Source organism: Serratia sp. HRI (assembly GCF_010119335.3).
GTDB lineage: Bacteria > Pseudomonadota > Gammaproteobacteria > Enterobacterales > Enterobacteriaceae > Serratia > Serratia nevei.
On the sequence record NZ_CP083690.1, the window covers coordinates 2,611,307 to 2,632,914 of the forward strand.

The following is a 21,608-nucleotide window of genomic DNA, read 5'->3' on the forward strand; positions in this document are numbered from 1 at the left end:
AAAAATACGCAATCAGTTGCCGAACAATCCGCCGTCACGCAGCAGATGCTCGTTACCCTTGCGGCGGGTAAAGCCGCTGCGATCGAAGAACTCCAGCACCTGGATCGCCAGCTTGCGCCCGACGCCGAGCCGATCGCGGAAGTCGGCGGCGTTGGCGCCGCCCCGCTCCGCATCCAGCTCGCGGATCAGCGCCGCGAACTGATCGATGCGTCGGCTGAGGTAGTAGCGATCCACCACCACCGCCGTCACATGGCCCAGCTGAGCCGCCTTGCGCAGCAGCGCCCGTACCCGGCTCTCTTCCTCGCCCAACTCGCTCGCCAGATCGCGCACCCACCACGGCTCGTCGCCGAACAGCGGTTCGATGCATGCCCACAGCTGCGCCTCTTCGGCGCTGAATGCCAGACCGTGTTCCGGCAGATGCAGCCAGCCGCGCGTATTGCGCAGCGCACCGGCTTTCAGCAGCCGATCGATCATCATAAACACCAACGCTTCCGGCTGCTGAGGCAGCGCCATGCGCCGCAGGCGGGCGCGCCCTAACCCCAGCTGGTCGGCGTGCTGTTGGTGGTACTCCGCCAGCACCTGCAGCAGCCGGCTCTCTGCCTGTTGCACCTGCTCCTGCGCCAGCGCCCGGTCACCGACGATCAGCAGATCGCGGTCCGCCAGCAGTGCCGCCAGGCCGTCGTCGGTCAACTGACGCGCCCAGGCGAACGCCGCCAGCGACAGCGCGCCCTGCGGCAGCTCAAGCGCCAGCACCTGCGCATCGTCTTGCGCCTGCGCCAGAGCCTGCAGCCATGCCAGGTAGTCCGGCTGGCGCTTGCCGCGCTTGGGCGCGCTCAGCCTGAGCACCCGGGCCGCGCCCAGCGTTTGCCGTGCGCCAATATCGCGCAGCACCAGCCGATCGTTCTCCGCCAGCCACAGAGGGCGATCGAGGATCAGTTCCGCCAGCCCGTCGTTCAGCAGCGAAATGCGCCCGGTGATGTGGCTGGCGGCATGGTGCAGATGCAGCGGCTGCCAATGGCGGATCGGCCGATCCGCTTCCAGCGCCACCAGAATGCGTTCCGCCGCCTCCGGCGGACGCTGCGCCAGCAGCCAGTCGCCGCGCGCGATCCGGTCTCTATCGGCATCGCCGCTGATGTTCAACGCGATGCGTTGCCCGGCCTGCGCCTGCTCCACGGTCTGATTTTGAGCGTGCAGGCCACGCACCCGCACCGGCGCGTCGGCGCCGGTCAGCCACAGTGTATCCCCCACCTGCACCCGGCCGCCGAGCGCGGTGCCGGTCACCACCAGCCCCGCCCCTTTGACGCTGAACGCACGGTCTACCGCCAGGCGAAAACGGCGCGTCAGCGCGTGCTCGCCGGGCGATAGCGCCAGCAAATGCGCGCGCAGCACCTCGATGCCCTCTCCCGCCGCCGCCGCGGTAACAAACAGCGGCGCATCGGGCCAGCCCTGGCGCGCCAGTTCGTCGCGCACCTGGCGGCGTACCTCGTCGACACGCGCCGCGTCCACCCGGTCGGCCTTGGTCAACGCCACCGTCAGCGCCGGGCGCCCGCTCAGGCGCAGGATCGCCAGATGCTCGCGGGTTTGCGCCATCACGCCGTCGTCGCAGGCCACCACCAGCAATGCATGGTCGATACCGCCGACGCCCGCCAGCATATTGGCGAGGAATTTCTCGTGGCCGGGCACGTCGATAAAACCCAGCACCCGGCCGTCCGGCTGTGGCCAGTAGGCGTAACCCAGATCGATGGTCATGCCGCGGCGCTTTTCTTCCGGCAGGCGATCCGCGTTGATCCCCGAAATCGCCTGCAGCAGGGTGGTTTTGCCATGATCGACATGGCCGGCGGTGGCGATGATCATGAGGCGCTCAGCGCTTCGATCAGCGCCCCTTCCTGTTCCAGACAGCGCAGATCCAGCCACAGCCGGCCGTCGCCGAGGCGGCCGATCACCGGCTGGGGCAGGCGGCGCCAGCGCTCGGCCAACGCCTCCAGCGTGGCGCCGCGGCCGTCGCGCGGCGTGAAGGTCAGCGCATAGCTAGGCAGGCGATCCACCGGCAGTGAACCGCTGCCAATCTGCGACCAGCACGGTTCGGCGCGCAGCTCGAAATCGGCGCTGAACCGTGGCGTCAGCGCCGCCAGCAGCCGCTCGGCCGCCTGTTGCATCTCCAGCTGCGGGCGGGTCAGCAGCCGCAGCGTCGGCAGCTGCTCAGCCAGTTTTTCCGGCTGCAGATAGAGCCGCAGCGTGGCCTCCAGGGCCGCCAGCGTCAGCTTGCCGACGCGCAGCGCGCGTTTGAGCGGATGCTGCTGCAGGCGAGCGATCAGCGCCTTTTTGCCGACGATGATGCCGGCCTGCGGGCCGCCCAGCAGCTTATCGCCGGAGAACGTCACCAGATCGACGCCGGCGGCCAGCAGCCGCTGCGGCATCGGTTCGGCGGGCAGGCCGTACTGCGCCATATCGATCAGCGAGCCGCTGCCCAGATCGGTGGCGGTCGGCACGCCCTGTTCGGCCCCGAGCAGCGCCAGTTCGGCCTCGTCGACCGCCGCGGTAAAGCCCTGAATGCTGTAGTTGCTGGTGTGTACTTTCATCAACAGGCCGGTCTGCTCGTTGATGGCCTGGCGGTAATCTTTCAGATGGGTGCGGTTGGTGGTGCCGACCTCCACCAGTTGGCAGCCCGCCTGGCGCATCACGTCGGGTATGCGGAACGCGCCGCCGATCTCCACCAGCTCGCCGCGCGACACCACCACCTCTTTGCCGGGGGCGATCGCCGCCAGCATCAGCAGCACCGCCGCCGCGTTGTTATTGACGATACAGGCGTCCTCCGCGCCGGTCAGCCGGCACAGCAGATCCGCTACCGCCCGATCGCGATGGCCGCGCCCGGCACCGTCCAGATCGTACTCCAGCGTCACCGCCTCCCCCATCACCGCGCTTACCGCGTCCTTCACCGGCTGCGCCAGCAGGGCGCGCCCGAGGTTGGTATGCAGCACGGTGCCGCTGAGGTTGAACACCGGCAGCAAAGCCGGGCGTTGCTGCCGGGCCAGCTCCGCCCGCAGCGCCTGCGGCCAGTCGTCGCACCAGGCGGGTAAACGTTGCTGTTGCTTGATCGCGGCGCGCGCCTCGGCCTGCAGCCGGCGCAGCAGTTCGCCGATCAGCGTCTGGCCATGCTGCGCCACCAGCGGTTCAATCGCGGGTTCTCGCAGCAGGCGGTCGATGGCGGGCAGTTGGCTGTAAAGAAGGTGGGATTCAGTGCTCATGGTCGCTCGGTTTTCAGTTTAGACGTATCGGCATAGCAAAACCCCGCCGCGGCGGGGGAGAAAAAAGCTCAGGGAGGCGAGGTGCGGGCGAAGCTTTCGCGGGCGAACAGGCGTTCGGCCAGCTTGACCAGCGCCGGGCGCTCGACGCACCAGTTGGGCAGGATGCGGCGGAAATTGAGGTAGCCCAGCGCGCAGCCGGTGGCGATATCCGCCAGCGTCAGCCGCTCGGCATTGAGCCACGTTTTTTCCCGCGCCAGCGCCTCCAGCGCATCCAACCCCTGCGTCAGTTTGTCACGCTGGCGCAGCATCCAGTTTTCGTCCTGTTTTTCCGGCGCGCGCCGGCTTTCGCGAAACAGGGTCGCTGCCGCTTCGGTCACGCCGTCCGCCAGCGCCGCCACCTGGCGGACGCGCAACGCGGCGGCGCGATCGGCCGGCAAGAACGCCGGTTCCACCGCCAGCAGCTCAAGGTATTCGGCCACCACCGGCGAGTCGTAAAACACCTCGCCGTCATCGGCGATCAGCACCGGCACCTTGGCGAGTGGGTTCAGCTCCTTCACCCGGCTGCCGGGTTCATACGGCGGATCGTTGACGAATTCGAACGCTATCCCCTTCTCCAGCAGCATCACGGAAATCTTGCGCACAAAGGGACTGGTGTAACTGCCGATAAGCTTCATCCGTTCTCCTCCGCTTCGTCCTGGCCGCGGCGCGGCGCCCTTACTTCACCGCCAGGGTATCGATAATCCGCTGCACCAGCGCCTGGTGCACTTCCGGCGTTTTGGCCGGCGACAGCATTTGCAGCGTCACCACCCGCTTGTTGAACACCGTCAGCACCAGCGTGGACACCACCTTCTGCCCGTTGACGGTCTGCTCGGTATCCACCCGGCGAAACTTCTGTTTGCCGACGGTGAAGTTCTCTTCTTTGATGGTCTGGATATTCTGATAGCGCTCGGCCAGCACCGTGATGGCGCTCTGCGCCAGCTCTTTCAGCATTTTGTCGCTGGTGTTGAGCTTCATGTCGTCCGGCGGGATCACCTCGGACGAAACCGCGCTCTGGCGCGACTTGCCGTCAAGGAAGCGCTGAATGGTGGAGGTGTTGTCGTTGATGATGCCGCTGTTCAGCGTCTGATCGCTAAAGCCCGGCGGCAGCTCGAAGGTGATTTTTCCCTTCTGCAACGACACGCTCAGCCCCGGCGGCGCGGGCGGGGTTTCTGCCGGCGCAGGCGGCGGCGGTGGCGCGGGCTGCGTCACGGTCGGCTTGGTGTCCGGTGGCGGTACCGCCGGTTTGGTGTCGTCTTTGTTGTCGCAGGCCGCCAGCCCCATCGCCAGCACGGCGACCGCGGTCAATTTTGCCAGGGTGTTTAACATCGTGGTTCCTTTCGCTTGGCGCGTTATGGCCTAAACGTAGCAACTCGCCCGGGCGAATGCCAGAAGCCCGTTCTGAAATTGCTGGTCCGGCCCCGCGCGAACGGGGCCGGGCGGTTACTCCGCCGGGAACAGGAACGGATTGATGCTGCTGCGGCCGAAGCCTTCTTCTTCCATGCGGGCGTCCAGCACCAGCGAAGCCAGATCGTCGGCCACCGCTTCGACCTGCGGATCTTTTTCCTGATAGAGGATCTTCAGGTAAGTGCCGCAGTCGCCGCAGCTCTCCGCCTTCACCGCCGCCTGCTCGCTGTCCAGCGACCAGTAGTTGAGATCGCGGGTCTGCTCGCAGTTGCTGCACTTCACCCGCACCACGTGCCATTCGCTTTCGCACAGGTTGCAGTGCAGGTAGCGCAGGCCGTTGACGGTGCCGATGTGCACCATGCTGGAAACCGGGATGCTGCCGCACACCGGGCAGAACTGGCGCTGCTCGCCGTATTCGGCGCGCGCCTTGCCGGGGATCAGGCTGGCCATCTGCGCCCAATAGAGCGACAGCGCGGCCCAGAGGAACGGTGCCTTCTCGCTGCCCACCTTGCCGAACTCACGGTTGAGCAAGGCGTCGGCCATCAGCTCCAGCTCGTGTGCCGAGGCTTTCTCCAGGTTGTCCAGCACCGCCAGGATATGCTCCGGCGCCTGCGGGCGCAGCTCGGCGATCAGCGACGTCAGCAGCTTGCGCCAGTGCTCGCTGCGCGGGAACACGCTCAGATCGAGCGGCGGTTTGCCGCTGGCGGCGCCCTGCGCCAGCGCTTCGCTCAGATCGAGCTCCAGCGGGTTATCGTGCAGCGCATGCTGCTGCGCCTGCGCCAGCTCGGCGGCGAAGTTCAGGTAGTCGCCCAGCGGATTGTCGACCGCCAGCTGACGCAGACGATCGGCGCGGCGGCTGTACAGGCTTTTCAGGTTGGCGAAAAGTAACGGCGGGATATTCTCCGCCGTTGTGGACTTCTCACGCTGTGCCCCTAACTGCTCTTTAGGAACGATGCGGATACTCATCAGGGTTTATCTTCCTGTCGTTTCTCGCGGACCTCACGGTACCAGCGCGGATGATGTTTCTTGGCCCAGGCCGCCGGCACCCAGCCTTCCACCATCGCGGTAATGGTGCCTTTTACCCACAATGCGGCGTAAATGTGCACCATAATCACGATAATCAGGCCGACCGCGGCCAGCGAATGCACCAGCAGCGCGATGCGGATCAGCGGGATGGAGAACGACGGCGCAAAATATGGCCGCCAGATCACCACGCCGCTGGCCAGCAGCAGCACCAGGCTGATAATCGCCGCCCAGAACACGCACTTCTGGCCAAAATTATAGCGCCCGGTGTCACCCACTTCCTCGTTCATGGCGATTTTGTGGATGTTCTTGGCCCAGACGATATCTTCCCGGTTGATCAGGTTATGCTTCCAGTAGCGCAGGAACATCAGCAGGAACGCGGCAAACATGATCACCCCGACAAACGGGTGCAGAATGCGCGCCAGCTGCGGCGTCCCGAAGATGTTCATCAGCCAGTTGAAGGAGGGGAAGAAGAACCCCAGCCCGCTGATGGCGGCGAACACGAAGCAGAACGCCACGATCCAGTGGTTGATGCGCTCCGGTGCGCTGTAACGCTGAATGGGCTTTTCCTTTCTCATTTGCGCGTCTCCTCGTCATGCGACTCGTCGTGCTCGTCCTCATCGTCGACGCGGTTAGGCCCGACGCCGACGTAGTGGAACACGCTGGCCGCGAAGGTGGCGGCAAAGCCGATGGCCGCCAGGGGTTTCCACACGCCCTTCCAGAAGGTCACCGCCGGGCTGATGCTCGGGTTGTCCGGCAAACCGTGGTACAGCTGCGGTTTGTCGGCGTGGTGCAGCACGTACATCACGTGCGTGCCGCCCACCCCCGCCGGATCGTACAGACCGGCGTTCTGGTAGCCGCGGGTGTTCAGCTCGCTGACGCGATCTGCCGCCACCTGCTTCATCGCTTCCTTGGTGCCGAAGTGAATGGCGCCGGTCGGGCAGGTTTTCACGCAGGCCGGTTCCTGGCCGACGTCCACGCGGTCGACGCACAGGGTGCACTTGTACACCCGGTTGTCGTCCTTGTTCATGCGCGGTACGTCGAACGGGCAGCCGGCGATGCAGTAGCCGCAGCCGATGCAGTGCTCGGACTGGAAGTCGACGATGCCGTTGGCGTACTGAATGATCGCGCCTTCCGACGGGCAGGCCTTCAGGCAGCCCGGATCGGCGCAGTGCATGCAGCCATCCTTGCGGATCAGCCATTCCAGCTTGCCGTTTTCCTCCACCTCGGAGAAGCGCATCACCGTCCACGACTTGGCGGTCAGATCGGCGGGGTTATCGTACACCCCGACGTTGTGCCCCACCTCGTCGCGGATGTCGTTCCATTCGGAACAGGCCACCTGACAGGCCTTGCAGCCGATACAGGTAGTGACATCGATCAGTTTGGCCACTTCTTCCTGGTGGTCACGGGCGCGCGGCGCCGGCGTGAAACCATTGGTGGCGGATTTACGAATGATGTCTTGAGATTGCATGGCCATAATTCGTCTCCGTTACACCTTTTCCACATTGACCAGGAACGCCTTGAACTCCGGCGTTTGCGTATTGGCGTCGCCGACGAACGGCGTCAGCGTGTTGGCGATAAAGCCTTTCTTCGCCACCCCTTCGTAACCCCAGTGGATCGGGATGCCGATGGTGTCGACTTCCTGGCCGTGCACCTGCAGCGTGCGAATGCGCTTGGTCACCACCGCCTTGGCCTTGATGTAGCCGCGGTTGGAACTGACCTTCACGGTGTCGCCCTGCTTGATGCCTTTCTTCTCCGCCAGCTTCTCGCCGATTTCCACGAACTGCTCCGGCTGCGCGATGGCGTTCAGCCGCGCGTGCTTGGTCCAGTAGTGGAAGTGCTCGGTCAGACGATAGGTGGTGCCGACGTAAGGGAACTTGTCGGATTTGCCCATCGCCGCCAGATCGTCCTTGAACACGCGCGCCGCCGGGTTGGACACCACGTTCGGGTGCAGCGGGTTGGTGCCGAGCGGCGTTTCGAACGGCTCGTAGTGTTCAGGGAACGGCCCTTCCGCCATCTTGTCGGTGGCGAACAGGCGGCCCATGCCTTCCGGCTGCATGATGAACGGCCCGACGTCGCTGCCCGGCGCGGCGGTGCTGTAGTCCGGGATATCGGCCCCGACCCACTTGGCGCCGTCCCACTCCAGCAGCTGGCGTTTCGGATCCCACGGTTTACCCTGCGGGTCCGCCGAGGCGCGGTTGTACAGGATGCGGCGGTTGAGCGGCCATGCCCAGGCCCAGCCCAGCGTATTGCCGAGGCCGGACGGATCGGCGTTGTCGCGCCGCGCCATCTGGTTGCCGGCCGGCGTCCAGCTGCCGGCGAAGATCCAGCAGCCGCTGGCGGTGGTGCCGTCGTCGCGCAGCTGCGCGAACGAGCTGAGCAGCTCGCCTTTTTTCACCAGCACTTTGCCGTCGGCATCCAGCAGATCCGCCAGCGCCTTGCCGTTGTTCTCCTGCGCCACCTCTTCCGGCGCCGGGTTGTCCGGCGTCAGGTAGTCCCAGCGCATGTTCAGCACCTGTTCCGGCACCGCACCGCCGTCGCGCGCATACATCTCGCGCAGGCGGCTGAAGATGCCCGCCAGGATCTCGCCGTCGTTCAGCGCTTCGCCCGGGGCATCTGCGCCTTTCCAGTGCCACTGCAGCCAGCGGCCGGAGTTGACGATCGAGCCGTTTTCTTCGGCGAAGCAGGTAGACGGCAGGCGGAACACTTCGGTCTGGATCTGCGACGAATCGACGTCGTTGAACTCGCCGTGGTTCTGCCAGAAGTTGGAGGTCTCGGTGTTCAACGGATCGATGGTCACCAGGAACTTCAGCTTGGACAGCGAAGCCACTACCTTGTTTTTATTCGGGAACGACGCCACCGGGTTAAAGCCCTGGCAGAAGTAGCCGTTGACCTTGCCCTGCGCCATCATCTCGAAGTACTGCAGCACGTCGTAGCCTTTGTCCCACTTCGGCAACCAGTCAAAGCCCCAGCTGTTGTCCTTCTGCGCCTTGTCGCCGTAGAAGGTCTTCATCATGCTGACGAAGAATTTCGGGTAGTTGCCCCAGTAGTTCACCTGGCCCGGCAGCAGCGCCTTCGGCGTGTTGGCCTTCAGGTAGGTGTCGAGATCGGTCTGTTTCTCCGACGGCAGCGTCATGTAGCCCGGCAGGCTCTGCGACAGCAGGCCGAGATCGGTCAGCCCCTGGATGTTGGAGTGGCCGCGCAGCGCGTTGACGCCGCCGCCCGCCATGCCCATGTTGCCGAGCAGCAGCTGGATCATCGCCATGGTGCGGATGTTCTGCGCGCCGACCGAGTGCTGAGTCCAGCCCAGGGCGTACAGGAACGAAGCGGTTTTATCCGCGACGCAGGTTTCGGCGATGTATTCGCACACCTTGAGGAAATCGTCCTTCGGCGTGCCGCAGATGTTGGTCACCACGTCCGGCGTGTAGCGGCTCACGTGCTGTTTCAGCATGTTCCACACGCAGCGCGGATCCTGCAGCGTGACGTCGCGCTTGGCGAAGCCGTTCTCGTCGAACTGGTAGTTCCAGGTGGTTTTGTCGTACTTGCGGTTTTCCGCGTCGTAGCCGCTGAACAAGCCGTCTTCGAAGGCAAAGTCTTCCCGCACCAGCAGGCTGGCGTTGGTGTAGGCCTCGACGTATTCGCGGTTGAACTTGTTGTTGGTCATCAGATACAGCAACACGCCCGACAGGAAAGCGATGTCGGTCCCGGAGCGGATCGGCGTGTAGAAGTCCGCCACCGATGCGGTTCGGGTAAAGCGCGGATCGATCACGATCAGCTTGGCATTGTTGTGTATTTTGGCTTCCATCGCCCAGCGGAACCCCACCGGATGCGCTTCCGCCGCATTACCGCCCATGACGATAATCAAATTCGCGTTCTTGATATCAACCCAGTGGTTGGTCATCGCACCGCGACCAAATGTTGGAGCAAGACTTGCTACCGTTGGTCCGTGTCAGACACGCGCCTGGTTGTCTACGGCAAGCATGCCGAGAGCGCGACTAAATTTTTGCGACAGAAAACCGGTTTCGTTGCTGGCGGCCGAGGCGCACAGCATGCCGGTGGTCAGCCAACGGTTGACGGTAACGCCCTGGTCGTTGGTTTTGATGAAGTTGGCGTCACGGTCTTCTTTCACCAGCTTGGCGATGCGGGTAAAGGCGTCGTCCCAGCTGATGCGTTGCCATTTGTCCGACCCCGGCGCCCGGTATTCCGGGTACTTGAGGCGGCTTTCGCTGTGGATGAAGTCAACCAGGCCGGCGCCTTTCGGGCAAAGCGCGCCGCGGTTTACCGGGTGATCCGGATCCCCTTCGATATGGAAAATGCTTTCTTTGGCGTTTTTGGCGCCATCACCAAGGCTGTACATCAACAGCCCACAGCCGACGGAACAATACGTACAGGTATTACGGGTCTCGCGGGCGCGCAGCAGTTTGTACTGCCGGGTTTCCGCCAACGCCACTTCGGGGGCAAAGCCCAGCGCGGCCACCGTCGTTCCTGCCATACCGCCAGCGCAGATCTTAAAGAACTGCCTTCTGCTGACCTGCATGGGGGTCTCCTTTACTCTCGATTGTCACATTGTTCAAATGCGCCTGCCCCGCTAGCGCGGCAAACGCGAATGTCACTGTTGTTATGCTTGCTACGAACGCCGGCCATATTACCACAGCGTGCTTGTGGTTGTTACACACTCGTGCTCATTCAGTGAACGCATTGGCACATTTCGATACATTTCGGCGTTGGTGCTCCCTACAGTATAGAGAGTAACCCACGCGCCGGATCGACGGCTTGAGGCGGCCACCCGCCGCCCTCTTCTATCAGTATGTTAGCGCAGCGATTCGTTCATTAACCACACAGTTCACAGGGCATTGATAATCATTTTCAATATCATTTAATTAACTATAATGATCCGACTGCTTACGCGGTGCTCGCCCTTTGCGCCGCCCATACACCACTGGAGATGATGATTATGAGTTATTCACTGCCATCCCTGCCGTACGCTTACGACGCACTGGAACCGCATTTCGACAAGCAGACGATGGAAATCCATCACACCAAACACCACCAGACCTACGTCAACAACGCCAACACCGTGCTGGAAGCCTACCCTGAGCTGGCCAAATACAGCGTTGAAGAGCTGATCCAGGATCTGGATAAAGTGCCTGCCGACAAACGCACCTTCATGCGCAACAACGCCGGCGGCCACGCCAACCACAGCTTCTTCTGGAAAAACCTGAAAACCGGCACCACGCTGGGCGGCGATCTGAAAGCGGCCATCGAGCGCGATTTCGGCAGCGTTGAGAAATTCCAGGAAGAGTTCGAGAAAGCCGCAGCCACCCGCTTCGGTTCCGGTTGGGCCTGGCTGGTGCTGAAAGACGGCAAACTGGCCGTGGTGTCTACCGCTAACCAGGACAGCCCGCTGATGGGCGAAGCCGTCGCCGGCGCTTCCGGTTTCCCAATCATCGGTCTGGACGTGTGGGAACACGCTTACTACCTGAAATATCAGAACAAACGCCCTGACTACATCAAGGCGTTCTGGAACGTGGTCAACTGGGACGAAGCCGCCGCACGCTTCGCCGCGAAGAAGTAATTCGCCCCCGTTGATGAAGATACCCGCCACCGGCGGGTATTTTTTTGCCTGAAATCCGCTAAAGTTTGACCACTTCTTGCCGATGGTTTGTTCAATTGACGTTCGCCCGGAGAAGGAAAAACGCTATGGCGGCATTGCAAGCATTAGCAGGAAAGTTCACTCATCTCACCGTAGGTAAAAAGCTCGGTCTCGGCTTCGCGCTGTTGCTGCTGTTGGCGGTCGTCATCGCCGGCACCGGGGCGCAATATCTGCACATCATCGAATCCCGCGCCGATCGCATCGACTTCAGCAACCGGCTGAACGAGGAGATCAACCAGGCCAAATACAACCGCGCCATGTACGGCCAGACCTACCGGCCGGAGTACATCCAGAACAACCGCGCCAATATTGAGAACGCCGTCAAACTGATAGACCAGGGGCAGGCGCTGAACTGGGACGCCCAAAGCCGCAAGGATCTGCAGCGTCTGGTGACGCTGATCGGGGAATATCAACAGCAGCAAAAAGTCTTTGAGCAGGCGGTCACGGCGAAAGACGCAGTGCGCCAGAGCTGGAACATGTCGGAAGTGCAGGCCAGCCTGAGCCAGGTGGAACGCCAGCTGACCAACGGCGATCTGCAGCTGGCCTTTATCCAACTGAACCAGAAGCTGACCCAGGTGCGCTACGGCGCGCGCGGCCTGCTACTGAGCCTGAACAAGGAAACTGAAGCCCCGCTGATGGCGGCCATTGACGACGCGCGCGACGCGGCCAACGCCCTGAGCCGCCGGGTCAGCGACGCACAGCGCCCGCAGCTGCAGCCGCTGCTGGCCGCCCTGGACGATTACAAAAACCGCATCGCGGCTTACCTACCGGCCTATGAGCACGAGCAGCAGATCAGCCGGCAGCTCGGCGAACGCGCGCAAGCGATCGGCATGCTGGTCAACGCCTTTATGCAGGACGAGCTGGTGCAGACGCGCAACAACATCAATCTGGCGCAGCTGCAAATGGGCATCACCACCCTGATCGCCATCATCGCCGGGGTGCTTATCGCCTGGCGCATCACGCTGCAGATCACCCGTCCGCTGCACAGCACGCTGGCCATGGCGGAACGCATCGCCGGCGGCGACCTGCGCCAGGCGCAGACCAGCACCCGCCGCGACGAGCTGGGGCAACTGCTGAACGCGGTGGCGGCCATGAGCCAAAATCTGCGCACCATGATTGAGAAGATCCAGATGGGGGTCAGCCAGGTTTCTACCGCCTCTGCGGAAATCGCCGCCGGCAACACCGATCTCTCTTCCCGCACCGAGCAGCAGGCGGCGGCGGTCGAGGAAACCGCCGCCAGCATGGAACAGCTGACCGCCACGGTGAAACAGAACGCCGACAACGCCCATCACGCCAATCAGCTGGCCACCGACGCCTCGCAGACCGCGCAGCAGGGCGGCAAGCTGGTGGAAAACGTGGTCAGCACCATGCGCGATATCTCCAGCAGTTCGCAGCGTATCGCCGAAATTACCACCCTGATCAACGGCATTGCCTTCCAGACCAACATCCTGGCGCTCAACGCCGCGGTCGAAGCGGCGCGCGCCGGCGAACAGGGCCGGGGCTTCTCGGTGGTTGCCAGCGAAGTGCGCAGCCTGGCGAGCCGCAGCGCCCAGGCGGCCAAGGAGATCGAAGGGCTGATCGCCGAATCGGTCAGCCGGGTGAAAACCGGCACCGAACTGGTGGAAAGCACCGGCAACACCATGGAACAGATCGTCCGCTCGGTCACCCACGTGCGCGACATCATGGCTGAAATCGCCGCCGCCTCCGATGAGCAGACGCGCGGCATCGCCCAGATTGGCCAGGCGATCGTCGAGATGGACCACACCACCCAGCAGAACGCCGCGCTGGTGGAAGAGTCCGCCGCCGCCGCCGATTCGCTGGAAGAACAGGCCGACATGCTGCTGCAGAGCGTCTCGGTGTTCCGTTTGGCGGAGCAGACCGAACCCGCCGCCGTGAAAGCCGCCGCGCCGAAAGCGCCGGCGGTAAAACCCGCGGCCGCCAATGCCGCAGCGGAAGAGAACTGGACCACCTTCTGATGCCCCGCCGCCCGCCCGACGATTTTCGGGCGGGTTGTTATGTCCCCCCGGAACAACTCAGGCTATGCTGAGCCCTCGACGCGAGACACGGAGGCGCACATGCATCACCCAGACGTTTACATCGGCAATATTCAACCCTACGAAGGCGGGCGCCCCAGCGCCATCGCCAAACGCCAGGTGGATGGCGCCATCCGGCTCACGCCGCTCGGCCTGGAAGGCGACGAACAGGCGGAAAAAAGCTACCACGGCGGGCCTGACCGCGCGCTGTGCCACTACCCGCGCGAGCATTACGCCCACTGGCGCGAGCAGTTTCCGGCGCAGGCAGAGCAGTTTTGCGCCCCGGCCTTCGGCGAGAATATCTCCACCGAAGGGCTGACCGAACACAATGTGTTTATGGGCGACATCTTCCGCTGGGGCGAAGCGCTGATCCAGGTCACCCAGCCGCGCTCACCGTGCTTCAAACTCAATTATCACTTCGCCATCGAGGATATTTCGGTGCTGATGCAGCAAAGCGGCCGCTGCGGCTGGCTGTATCGGGTGGTGTCGCCCGGCGCGGTCAGCGGCGATCGTCCGCTGGAGCTGGCGGCGCGCAACAGCGACGTGTCGGTCGCCGAAGCCATCGCCATCGCCTGGCATATGCCGTTCGACGCGGAACAGTATCGCCGCCTGTTGGCGGTGGCCGGCCTCTCCGCCAGCTGGAGCAAGACCATGCTCACGCGGCTTGCCGAAGGGCGCCTCGAGGACTTCAACCGCCGCCTGCTCGGCCGTTGAAATCGCGGGCGTAAAAGATGAAAAACGTGCGCCGAATGCCGCGTTAACCCTATTCTTCCGCCTATACTGTAGCCGCACGTTTTTTCAGCCAGGAGCCAGGTAATGACCCCCCCGACCCATTTGATTCATCACGCCGCCGCCGAAGGCTATCAGGCCAACGCCGATCGCTATGTGAAAGGCCGGCCCGATTACCCGCCGGAAATCGCCGTCTGGCTGCGTGAAACTATCGGCCTGCACGCCGGCATGACGGTCATCGATCTCGGCGCCGGTACCGGCAAGTTTACCCCGCGCCTGCTGGAAACCGGCGCGCAGGTGATCGCCGTCGAACCGGTGCCGCAAATGCTGGAAAAACTGTCGGCGGCGCTGCCGCAGGTGAAAACGCTGGCGGGCACCGCCGAGGCGATCCCGCTACCGGACGAGTCGGTCGATGCGGTGGTGTGCGCCCAATCCTTCCACTGGTTCGCCACGCCGCAGGCGCTGGCGGAAATCCAGCGCATCCTCAAGCCCGGCGGCAAACTCGGTCTGGTGTGGAACATGCGCGATGCGCGCGTCGGTTGGGTGCGTAAACTGAATCAGATCGTCGATAGCCACGAAGGCGATGCGCCGCGTTTCTATACCGGCGAATGGCGCAAGTTCTTCCCGTTCAAAGGCTTTGAACCGCTGCAGGAACAGGTGTTTATGCTGGGTCACCGCGGCGCGGTGGAGGACGTGATCTACAACCGGGTGCGTTCAACCAGCTTTATCGCCGCGCTGCCGCAGCCGCAACAGGAGCAGGTTATCGAGCGGTTGCGCCAGCTGGTGGCGGAAGAAGAGGAACTGCGGGGCCAGGACACGGTCACCGTGCCCTATCAGACCAAGGCGTATTTCACCACCAAGGTCTGACGCCCGGGGGTTCAGAACGCTTTCTTGGCGTAGCCGGTGACCGCTTTCAGGCCCATCTCGCGGCCCAGCGCGGTCATCGGGTGCACCACAATCAGCCCGCGCGCGCTTTTCTTCAGCGCGCCCATATCGGCCTGCTCTTTCTTGGTGATCTCGCGGCTGAACGGCAGCTGGCTCAGCTTCTGCGCTTCGGCGCTCAGCTTCTCGCCGCGCACGTTTTTCAGGCGCTCGATCTCCGTCGCCAGCTTCTCTTTCTCTTTGGTGTGCTGCGCGATCAACTCAGGGTTGCCCTGTTGGATCACAGTGGCATCTTTGTGGTTCAAGGCGTCCAGCAGGTCGCTCAGGCGCTTGATCTCTGCCTTTTCTTTCTCTTTCATGGTCTCTGGCCCGTTGTGCCCAAAATGGCACGCTAATCAACGATACCGGCATTGTAGCAAAAGGCGCGCGCCGTTACCCGTCTTGCGCAATGCCGGGCGGCAGGCCGCTCATCTCGCAGGCCCTGGCGCCGAGCCGGGCCAACGCCTGGGTGTAGCGCGCGTTGAACGGGTAGCAGCAGGAGAGCCGCAGCGCGTTGCGATAGCGCCCGCTGGGCGAATACAAAGTGCCCGGCGTCAAACAAATCTGCTCCTCCAGCAGCTGATGGAACAGCGCCACGCTGTCCACGCCGGGGGGAAATTCGACCCAAAACACGAACCCGCCCGCCGGCTGCGTGGCCAGCGTGCCGCGCGGGAAATGCCGGGCGATCAGCGCCCGCGCCTCGTCCACCTGCGCCGCATAGCGCTTGCGCAGGTTGCGCAAATGGTGATCGTAACCGCCGCTCTCCAGGAAGGTCGCCAGCGTTTCCGACAGCAGCTGCGACTCGGACATCGACGACACCGCCTTCAGCTTGCGCAACGCCTCGTGGAAACGGCCGCCGCAGATCCAGCCGACGCGAAAATCCGGCGCCAGCGTTTTGGTAAAGCTGGAGCAAAACAGCACCCAGCCGTCGCGATCGAACGCCTTCACCGCCGGCGACAGCGCGCCGCCGAACTGGATCTCGGCATACAGCCCGTCTTCAATCAACGGCACTTGATGATCGTTCATCAGCCGCGCCAGCCGCTTTTTCGCCGCCAGCGGCATAGTGCAGCCCAGCGGGTTTTGCACCGTCGGCATGGCGATCACCGCGTTCAGCCGTTTCTCGTTCAATAGCAGTTCCAGCGCGTCCAGCGACAGCCCCAGCTGCGGATCGGTGGGGATTTCCAGCGCTTTCAGCCCCAGGCTGGCCAGCAGCGGCAGCAGGTAGAAGTAGGTCGGCGACTCCAGCCCGACGCAGTCGCCCGGTTTGGTGGTGACGCGCAGCGCCAGCTGCAGCGCTTCCATGCAGCCGTGAGTCAGCACCACGTCGCCCGGCTCCAGCAGCATGCCCAGCGTCATCGAGCGGCGGGCGATCTGCTGACGCAGCCGCAGGCTGCCGGGCGGCAACGGGTACTGCCCGATCAGATCCGGCTGGCGGCGCAGCTGAGAGGAGAGCATGCGCCCCAGCTTGCCGCCGGGATAAAAATCGCTGGTCTGCGGGCAGGCCAGCGCAATGTTGGTGAAAGCCGGGTTTTGCTGGGCGGCAAACACGGTGTCGATCAGCGCCAGCACGTCGTCCGCCGGCGGTTCGATGCGCCCGCTGGGCGCCGAGGCCATCTTCAGCGCCGGCAGCGTGCTGCGTACATAAAACCCCGACTGCGGCCGCGCTTCGATCAGCCCGCGATCCTCCAGCGTGCGGTAAGCCGACACCACGGTATTGATGCTGACGCGATGGGTTTGCGCACAGCGCCGTACCGACGGCAGGCGGTCGCCGGGCCGCAGCGTGCCGCGGCGAATGGCCTCGGCCAGCGTATCCGCCAGCTGCAGGTAACGGGTATCCGGGGTTTCATCGAGCAGGGTCACAGTTTCTCTCCAGGTAATGGGTACAGTTTACATTTTTCACAACTGTAACCATGACAATATCCAATTTGTGGTTCTGTCACCATCCCATCGCAGCGATTATGCTGATCCTCTCGTGATTACCGCCATTTTCAAGGAACCTGCCATGCTGGACTCCGCCTTTGTCAGCTACGTCACCGTCATGTCGATTACCCCCGGCCCCAACAACCTGCTGCTGGCCTCGTCGGGCGTCAACTTCGGCCTGCGCCGCACCCTGCCGATGCTGCTTGGTATCTGCGTCGGCTGTGCGGTGCAGCTGGCGATCATTATCCCGCTGCTGGCGCTGGCGCTGAGCTGGGCCGGCGTCATCCGCCTCCCGCTGGCGGTGATCGGCTGCGCCTACCTGCTGTGGCTGTCATGGAAACTGTTCCAGGCGGCCTCGCCGGACGCCAAAGAGCAGGCGCAGCCGATGAGCCTGCTCAACGGCGCGCTGTTTCAGGCGGTCAACCCCAAGGCCTGGCTGATGGTGATCAACGTGGCGATCCTGTTCACCCCGCGCGAAGGCGCCACCTTTGTCCATACGCTGTCGGTCATCGCCGGCTTCGCGCTGCTGAACCTGCCGTGCGTGCTGCTGTGGGCGGTGCTGGGCGACCGGTTGCGCAACGCGCTGCGGGTCACCTGGAAGCTGCGCGCCTTCAACGGCGTGATGTCCGGCCTGATGGCTGCCACCGCGCTGTGGTTGTTGTTCGACGAGTGGCGCGCGGCCTTTGCTTAGCCGTGGCCGAGAGGAGAGAGCCGGGAAGGTTGTTTGGCGCCGATGCCGGCGATCAGATCGGTAATGGACAGCACCATGGTGGAGCGCACCATCTGCTGATAGCGCTGGCGCTGCATGGCGATCAGCGCTTCATCCGCTTCGCCCGGCTGCAGGAAGGTCGGCACCGGCGGCAGCGCGGCCACGCAGTGCAGCTCGCCGAACGGCCCGAGGATTTCGTCGTCGACGAAGCGGTATTCCGAGCCGTCGTGGTTCAGTTCTTCGCGCATCGCCATCAGCAGCTCGGCGTCTTCATATTCGTGGCGAGAGATCACCCCCAGCCCATACATCAGCTTCAGGCGCACCGACAGCTCCCCGAGCGGGCCGCTGCCGGACAATAGCGGTTCGACGGCATATTTCACCGCGTAGTCATCTTTGCGGAATACCTGCACCACCAGCACGTTGAGCGCTTCCGCCAGCAGCTCTACCGCCGCGATCAGGAAGCTGCGCACCGTTTTGCCCGCGTTCAGCTTTTCCAGAACCTGGTTTTCAAATGCCTGTGCTTCTTCCATCGTCGCTTTTCGAAAGGCGTGGGGAGGGCCGTCGATGCCGAACTCGGGTTGCAGGAGCGCAGCAAGCTGCGCTCGGGTGTTCATCATCACGATTCTACTTGTGCATGGCGTTATACACAGCAACGGCCTCTTCTACAACCTCGCTTTCCGCCGGCAGGCCGGAAATTTGCGCCAGCGCGGCTTTCGGCCCGAGCGTGTTCAGCAATTCCGCCAACTCCAGCGCCTGCGGATCCTGTTCGCTGCGGTAGCTCATGGCGGCGGCGATGCCCTGGATCAGGTTGGCGTGCGGCAGGCCGTATTCCAGCGTGCCCAGCAGCGGTTTGATCAGGCGATCGCCGGCGCTCAGTTTGCGCAGCGGCTGACGTCCCACGCGCTCGACGTCGTCGTGCAGATACGGGTTTTCGAAGCGGCCGAGGATTTTGTTGATGTAGGCAGCGTGCTTGTCGGCGTCGAAGCCGTAGCGCTTGATCAGCACCGCGCCGCTCTCTTCCATCGCCCCTTTCACCACGCGGCGGATCGCCGGGTCAAGAATGGCGTCACGAATGGTTTGCAGCCCGGCCTGTTGGCCGAGGTAGGCGGTGATGGCGTGACCGGTATTGAGGGTGAACAGCTTGCGCTCGACGAACGCCATCAGGTTATCGGTCAGCTCCATGCCGGCGATCGCCGGAGGCTGGCCTTTGAACTGGGTCTGATCGACGATCCATTCGCTGAAGGTTTCCACCGTCACTTCCAGCGGATCGCTGCTGTCCGCCGGCGGCACGATGCGGTCGACCGCCGAATCGACGAAGCCGACGTGCTGCTCAACCCAGGCCTGCTCGTCCTGCGGCAGCGCGGCGAGCACATGCTGCTTCAGCTGGCTGGTGCCGCGCACCATGTTCTCGCAGGCGATGATGTTCAGCGGCTGCACATTGCCCTGCTGATGACGCAGCACCAGCCCTTTAGCGATCGTGCCGGCGATTTTGCCGAGAATTTGCGGGCCAACGGCGGTGGTCACCAGATCCGCCTCAGCGATCAGCGCCACCGCCGCCTCGCTGCCGCTGTTGACGGCGCTGACGTTGTTGACGCTCTCCACGCGTTCTTGCTCGCCCACCACGTGCACCGCGTAGCTTCTACGGCTGTTCAGCAAATCCAGCACCGTTTGATTGACGTCGGCGAAGGTCAGCTCAACCCCTGCGTCCGCCAGCAGCTTGCCGATAAAACCGCGGCCGATGTTCCCTGCGCCAAAATGTAATGCTTTCATAACTCTACCTTCTTAATGTCGAAGGGTGCAGCAAGCTGCACCCTTTAAAATGATTCTGTTATCCGGCTTTTTTGCCGCCGAGCAGGTCCAGCACTTCCTGCACGCTGGTGGTATTCGCCAGCCGCTCAATCACGCTCTCATCATCCAGCGCGTTGGTCAGGCTGGTGATCACCTGGATATGCTCGTTGTTGCGCGCGGCGATGCCGATCACCAGGCGGGCCACTTCATCCTCTTCCTCGCCGAAGCGCACGCCCTGCGGGTACTGGCAGAACACCACGCCGGTGCGCAGCACCCGGTCTTTGGCCTCGATGGTGCCGTGCGGCACGGCGATCGACTCGCCCAGGTAGGTGGAGGTGAGTTTCTCGCGCTCCAGCATCGCCGGCACGTACTCCGCCTCGACGTAGCCGCCTTTCACCAGCTGCTCGCCGGCGAAGCGGATCGCCTGCTCTTTGTCGCTGGCCTGCAGGTTGAGGAACACGTTGCTCTCGCTCAGCTTGAACAGGTTCGGCTCACCGGCTTCGAAGCTGTCGTCCAGCGCGCCCAGCACCTTCTGCTGGTTGTCGCTGGTTTTGTTGGCCGCCAGCAAGCGATCGACCAGATCGCTGTACAGCTTGCTGTCGAGGAAGTTGGTCAGCGAGATGTGCTGGGCCTGCGGCGCGTGGCGCATCGCGCGCTCGGTCAGATCGCGGTGGGTGATCACCAGATCCACGTCGTCCGGCAGGCTGTTGATGGCGCTGTTGGTCACCGAGATGTTCTTCAGCCCGGCGTCGGCCACTTTCTTGCGCAGCACCCCGGCGCCCATGGCGCTGGAACCCATGCCCGCATCGCAGGCGACGATGATTTTGCGCACGGTGCTCAGATCGCCATCGACCGATGCCGGCGCCGCTGCGCCACCTTTGGACTGCGATTTCATCTCTTGCATGCGACGGGTTGCGGCTTCCAGATCGTCATCCTCTTTCACCTTGGAGGTTTTCAGCAGGAAAGCGGACACCACGAAGGAGACGGCAAAGGCTGCGCACACCGCCGCAATGTTGGCGAAGTAGGCGCCTTTCGGCGTCATCGCCAGCACCGCCAGGATCGAACCCGGAGACGCCGGAGAAACCAGGCCGCCGTTCAGCATCGTCAGGGTGAAGACGCCGGTCATGCCGCCCAGGATCACCGCCAGCAGCAGGCGTGGGTTCATCAGCACGTAAGGGAAGTAGATTTCGTGGATGCCGCCCAGGAAGTGAATGATTGCCGCACCGCCGGCGGATTGCTTGGCGCTGCCGCGGCCGAAGAACATGTAGGCCATCAGTACGCCCATGCCCGGGCCTGGGTTGGCTTCAATCAGGAAGAACACCGACTTACCGGCTTCCGTAGCCTGCTGGATACCCAGCGGCGAGAAGATGCCGTGGTTGATGGCGTTATTCAGGAACAGGATTTTCGCCGGTTCAACGAAAATGGACGCCAATGGCAGCAGGTTGTTCGTCACCATCACGTGTACGCCCGCCGCCAGCAGCTTGGAGAGCACCTCCACCAGCGGCCCGATGCCGAGGAAGGCCAGGATCGCCAGCAGCATGCCGATGATGCCGGCGGAGAAGTTGTTCACCAGCATTTCAAAGCCGCTTTTGATCTTGCCGTCCACCCAGCGGTCAAAGTGCTTGATAGCCCAGCCGCCCAGCGGGCCGGCGATCATCGCGCCGAGGAACATCGGCATGTCGGCGCCGACGATGACGCCCATGGTGGTGATGGCGCCGACGACGCCGCCGCGATCGCCGCCCACCAGCCGCCCGCCGGTATAACCGATCAGCAGCGGCAGCAGGTAGGTGATCATCGGGCCGACCAGCTTGGCTAAGGTTTCATTCGGCAGCCAGCCGGTTGGAATGAATAGCGCGGTGATAATCCCCCAGGCGATAAAGGCGCCGATGTTGGGCATCACCATGTTGCTCAGGAAGCGGCCAAAGTTTTGCACTTTAACCTTGATGTCTGGTGAAAACATAAAACACACCCCTATTGTTACGCGCTGACAATAGAGCGCGTGATTATTGTTGTGACGATCCAGCCGTGTTGCCGCTGTATGCGAAACGGACTCTATCACGCTGTTTTTGTCACGCGAACTTCACGGATTTTTTGTGATACAAATCACATACAACACCCCAACAAACCACCCTTTATAGTGACAA

Annotated in this window: 18 protein-coding genes; 5 read left to right on the forward strand and 13 right to left on the reverse strand. The window is 63.2% G+C overall.

Annotated elements, in window-relative coordinates:
- Positions 1–12: 12 nt before the first annotated feature.
- The 8 genes from selB to fdnG all read right to left on the reverse strand — a co-directional run bounded on the left by selB (position 13) and on the right by fdnG (position 10,248).
- Entirely contained in the window at positions 13–1,854 is a 1,842-nt protein-coding gene (selB, locus tag GF111_RS12600; protein ID WP_047729548.1) for a selenocysteine-specific translation elongation factor, read from the reverse strand.
- Positions 1,851–3,245 carry an L-seryl-tRNA(Sec) selenium transferase gene (selA, locus tag GF111_RS12605; protein ID WP_047729550.1) on the reverse strand — a complete coding sequence of 465 codons (1,395 nt, stop codon included), beginning with the start codon at positions 3,243–3,245 and terminating at the stop codon, positions 1,851–1,853. The genes selB and selA overlap by 4 nt, the downstream gene beginning before the upstream one ends.
- A gap of 68 nt (positions 3,246–3,313) precedes the next feature.
- Positions 3,314–3,919 carry a glutathione S-transferase gene (locus tag GF111_RS12610; RefSeq protein ID WP_038875954.1) on the reverse strand — a complete coding sequence of 202 codons (606 nt, stop codon included), beginning with the start codon at positions 3,917–3,919 and terminating at the stop codon, positions 3,314–3,316.
- Positions 3,920–3,959: 40 nt separating this feature from the next.
- Entirely contained in the window at positions 3,960–4,610 is a 651-nt protein-coding gene (locus GF111_RS12615) for a DcrB-related protein (protein WP_047729554.1), read from the reverse strand.
- A 114-nt stretch (positions 4,611–4,724) separates the two neighbouring features.
- Entirely contained in the window at positions 4,725–5,654 is a 930-nt protein-coding gene (gene fdhE, locus GF111_RS12620; protein ID WP_038875958.1) for a formate dehydrogenase accessory protein FdhE, read from the reverse strand.
- Positions 5,654–6,289, reverse strand: a complete 636-nt coding sequence (gene fdoI / locus GF111_RS12625) for a formate dehydrogenase cytochrome b556 subunit (protein ID WP_004934017.1) — start codon at positions 6,287–6,289, stop codon at positions 5,654–5,656. Before fdoI ends, fdhE begins: the two co-directional genes overlap by 1 nt.
- Positions 6,286–7,188: a formate dehydrogenase subunit beta gene (gene fdxH, locus GF111_RS12630; protein ID WP_033649532.1), complete on the reverse strand. Its 903-nt coding sequence runs from the start codon at positions 7,186–7,188 to the stop codon at positions 6,286–6,288. The genes fdoI and fdxH overlap by 4 nt, the downstream gene beginning before the upstream one ends.
- 12 nt (positions 7,189–7,200) lie before the next feature.
- On the reverse strand, positions 7,201–10,248 hold the full coding sequence (fdnG, locus tag GF111_RS12635; RefSeq protein WP_094300722.1) for a formate dehydrogenase-N subunit alpha: 3,048 nt from the start codon (positions 10,246–10,248) through the stop codon (positions 7,201–7,203).
- Between the two features lie 417 nt (positions 10,249–10,665).
- Here fdnG and sodA point away from each other — a divergent pair, with 417 nt between their 5' ends.
- The 4 genes from sodA to GF111_RS12655 all read left to right on the forward strand — a co-directional run bounded on the left by sodA (position 10,666) and on the right by GF111_RS12655 (position 14,993).
- The gene (gene sodA / locus GF111_RS12640) at positions 10,666–11,286 is read left to right on the forward strand and encodes a superoxide dismutase [Mn] (RefSeq protein ID WP_004934003.1); all 621 of its coding nucleotides are present in this window, start codon (positions 10,666–10,668) and stop codon (positions 11,284–11,286) included.
- A 125-nt stretch (positions 11,287–11,411) separates the two neighbouring features.
- On the forward strand, positions 11,412–13,340 hold the full coding sequence (locus GF111_RS12645) for a methyl-accepting chemotaxis protein (RefSeq protein ID WP_147190645.1): 1,929 nt from the start codon (positions 11,412–11,414) through the stop codon (positions 13,338–13,340).
- A gap of 99 nt (positions 13,341–13,439) precedes the next feature.
- Positions 13,440–14,111 carry a 6-hydroxyaminopurine reductase gene (yiiM, locus tag GF111_RS12650; RefSeq protein WP_025304787.1) on the forward strand — a complete coding sequence of 224 codons (672 nt, stop codon included), beginning with the start codon at positions 13,440–13,442 and terminating at the stop codon, positions 14,109–14,111.
- Between the two features lie 102 nt (positions 14,112–14,213).
- Positions 14,214–14,993 (forward strand): class I SAM-dependent methyltransferase, encoded by a 780-nt coding sequence (locus GF111_RS12655; RefSeq protein WP_038875967.1) that lies wholly within the window; start codon positions 14,214–14,216, stop codon positions 14,991–14,993.
- A gap of 11 nt (positions 14,994–15,004) precedes the next feature.
- Here GF111_RS12655 and GF111_RS12660 read toward each other — a convergent pair whose 3' ends face one another.
- Together GF111_RS12660 and GF111_RS12665 are read right to left on the reverse strand one after the other, a co-directional pair.
- The gene (locus GF111_RS12660) at positions 15,005–15,367 is read right to left on the reverse strand and encodes a YibL family ribosome-associated protein (protein WP_021504152.1); all 363 of its coding nucleotides are present in this window, start codon (positions 15,365–15,367) and stop codon (positions 15,005–15,007) included.
- Between the two features lie 73 nt (positions 15,368–15,440).
- Positions 15,441–16,907, reverse strand: coding sequence for a PLP-dependent aminotransferase family protein (locus GF111_RS12665; RefSeq protein WP_038875970.1), 1,467 nt, complete (start codon positions 16,905–16,907; stop codon positions 15,441–15,443).
- Positions 16,908–17,049: 142 nt separating this feature from the next.
- Here GF111_RS12665 and GF111_RS12670 point away from each other — a divergent pair, with 142 nt between their 5' ends.
- Positions 17,050–17,658, forward strand: a complete 609-nt coding sequence (locus GF111_RS12670) for a LysE family translocator (protein WP_038875972.1) — start codon at positions 17,050–17,052, stop codon at positions 17,656–17,658.
- Here the strand turns inward: GF111_RS12670 and GF111_RS12675 are convergent.
- From GF111_RS12675 to GF111_RS12685, 3 genes are all read right to left on the reverse strand, one after another.
- A complete protein-coding gene (locus GF111_RS12675) occupies positions 17,655–18,206 on the reverse strand; it encodes an MltR family transcriptional regulator (RefSeq protein ID WP_047729562.1) in 552 nt (183 codons plus the stop codon). The two genes, GF111_RS12670 and GF111_RS12675, sit on opposite strands and share 4 nt — an antisense overlap.
- 94 nt (positions 18,207–18,300) lie before the next feature.
- Positions 18,301–19,446, reverse strand: a complete 1,146-nt coding sequence (locus tag GF111_RS12680; RefSeq protein ID WP_134267593.1) for a mannitol-1-phosphate 5-dehydrogenase — start codon at positions 19,444–19,446, stop codon at positions 18,301–18,303.
- Between the two features lie 58 nt (positions 19,447–19,504).
- Complete coding sequence (locus tag GF111_RS12685) at positions 19,505–21,424, reverse strand: PTS mannitol transporter subunit IICBA (protein WP_038875977.1); 1,920 nt, start codon at positions 21,422–21,424, stop codon at positions 19,505–19,507.
- Between the last annotated feature and the right edge of the window lie 184 nt (positions 21,425–21,608).

What these genes read in the sequence shown, in the direction of transcription:
- selA (WP_047729550.1), bottom strand. Translation starts at nt 3,245, where the DNA reads ATGAGCACTGAATCCCACCTTCTTTACAGCCAACTGCCCGCCATCGAC.
- fdxH (WP_033649532.1), bottom strand. Translation starts at nt 7,188, where the DNA reads ATGGCCATGCAATCTCAAGACATCATTCGTAAATCCGCCACCAATGGT.
- GF111_RS12685 (WP_038875977.1), bottom strand. Translation starts at nt 21,424, where the DNA reads ATGTTTTCACCAGACATCAAGGTTAAAGTGCAAAACTTTGGCCGCTTC.
- GF111_RS12660 (WP_021504152.1), bottom strand. Translation starts at nt 15,367, where the DNA reads ATGAAAGAGAAAGAAAAGGCAGAGATCAAGCGCCTGAGCGACCTGCTG.
- yiiM (WP_025304787.1), top strand. Translation starts at nt 13,440, where the DNA reads ATGCATCACCCAGACGTTTACATCGGCAATATTCAACCCTACGAAGGC.
- fdhE (WP_038875958.1), bottom strand. Translation starts at nt 5,654, where the DNA reads ATGAGTATCCGCATCGTTCCTAAAGAGCAGTTAGGGGCACAGCGTGAG.
- GF111_RS12655 (WP_038875967.1), top strand. Translation starts at nt 14,214, where the DNA reads ATGACCCCCCCGACCCATTTGATTCATCACGCCGCCGCCGAAGGCTAT.
- GF111_RS12680 (WP_134267593.1), bottom strand. Translation starts at nt 19,446, where the DNA reads ATGAAAGCATTACATTTTGGCGCAGGGAACATCGGCCGCGGTTTTATC.
- sodA (WP_004934003.1), top strand. Translation starts at nt 10,666, where the DNA reads ATGAGTTATTCACTGCCATCCCTGCCGTACGCTTACGACGCACTGGAA.
- GF111_RS12670 (WP_038875972.1), top strand. Translation starts at nt 17,050, where the DNA reads ATGCTGGACTCCGCCTTTGTCAGCTACGTCACCGTCATGTCGATTACC.
- selB (WP_047729548.1), bottom strand. Translation starts at nt 1,854, where the DNA reads ATGATCATCGCCACCGCCGGCCATGTCGATCATGGCAAAACCACCCTG.
- GF111_RS12645 (WP_147190645.1), top strand. Translation starts at nt 11,412, where the DNA reads ATGGCGGCATTGCAAGCATTAGCAGGAAAGTTCACTCATCTCACCGTA.
- GF111_RS12615 (WP_047729554.1), bottom strand. Translation starts at nt 4,610, where the DNA reads ATGTTAAACACCCTGGCAAAATTGACCGCGGTCGCCGTGCTGGCGATG.
- GF111_RS12675 (WP_047729562.1), bottom strand. Translation starts at nt 18,206, where the DNA reads ATGGAAGAAGCACAGGCATTTGAAAACCAGGTTCTGGAAAAGCTGAAC.
- fdoI (WP_004934017.1), bottom strand. Translation starts at nt 6,289, where the DNA reads ATGAGAAAGGAAAAGCCCATTCAGCGTTACAGCGCACCGGAGCGCATC.
- GF111_RS12610 (WP_038875954.1), bottom strand. Translation starts at nt 3,919, where the DNA reads ATGAAGCTTATCGGCAGTTACACCAGTCCCTTTGTGCGCAAGATTTCC.